Below are 1,020 nucleotides of genomic sequence, written 5' to 3'. Positions count from 1 at the left end.
GGTATCTCGGGTACCTTCTCGCCTGAATGGGCCGCATGGGCAAACGGCGTAGCAGTTCGTGAACTCGATTTCCACGACACGTTCCTGGCCGCCGAGTACTCGCACCCCGGTGACAACATCCCGCCGATCCTTGCCGTCGCTCAGCACGCCGGGCGTGACGGTCAAGACCTGATTCGCGGTCTGGCGACTGGCTACGAGATCCAGATCGACCTGGTTCGGGCTATCTGCCTGCACGAGCACAAGATCGATCACGTCGCACACCTCGGCCCTTCGGCCGCGGCAGGTATCGGAACCTTGCTCGGCCTGGAGACCGAGACGATCTACCAGGCAATCGGCCAGGCGCTGCACCTCACGACGGCTACACGGCAGTCCCGCAAGGGCGAGATCTCCAGCTGGAAGGCCTACGCGCCGGCGCTGGCCGGCAAGGTTGCCGTCGAGGCAGTCGACCGTGCGATGCGCGGTGAAGGTGCACCTTCACCGATCTGGGAAGGCGAAGACGGCGTGATCGCCTGGCTGCTCGGTGGCCCGGACAAGGAGTACCACGTTCCGCTTCCGGGTTCTGGTGAGGCGAAGCGCGCCATCCTCGACTCGTACACGAAGGAACACTCCGCGGAGTACCAGAGCCAGGCGCCGATCGACCTCGCTCGCCGGATGCGTTCTCGCGTCGGCGATCTCGACCAGATCGCCTCGATCGTCTTGCATACCAGTCACCACACCCACGTCGTCATCGGCACCGGTTCCGGCGATCCGCAGAAGTTCGACCCCACCGCATCACGCGAAACTCTCGATCACTCGGTGATGTACATCTTTGCCGTTGCGCTGCAGGACGGTACGTGGCACCACGAGCATTCCTACGCGCCCGAGCGTGCACAGCGCCCCGACACGATCGAACTGTGGAACAAGATCTCCACACGCGAAGATCCCGAATGGACACGCCGTTACCACTCGACGGATCCGGACGAGAAGGCTTTCGGTGCTCGCGCCGAGATCACCTTGAAGAGCGGCGAGGTCATCGTCGAC

Annotated in this window: 1 protein-coding gene; it reads left to right on the top strand. The window is 63.6% G+C overall.

Features of this window, described 5'->3' with window-relative positions; genetic code table 11:
• Positions 1-1,020 (top strand): MmgE/PrpD family protein (locus ABT116_RS50375; protein WP_351648576.1); only part of this gene is annotated, 1,020 nt, incomplete at both ends.

This window comes from Streptomyces sp. NPDC002130, from assembly GCF_040296465.1.
In the GTDB taxonomy this organism is placed as follows: Bacteria; Actinomycetota; Actinomycetes; order Streptomycetales; family Streptomycetaceae; genus Streptomyces.
Note: the sequence above shows the minus strand (reverse complement) of the source record. Positions and strands in the feature narration are given on the sequence as shown.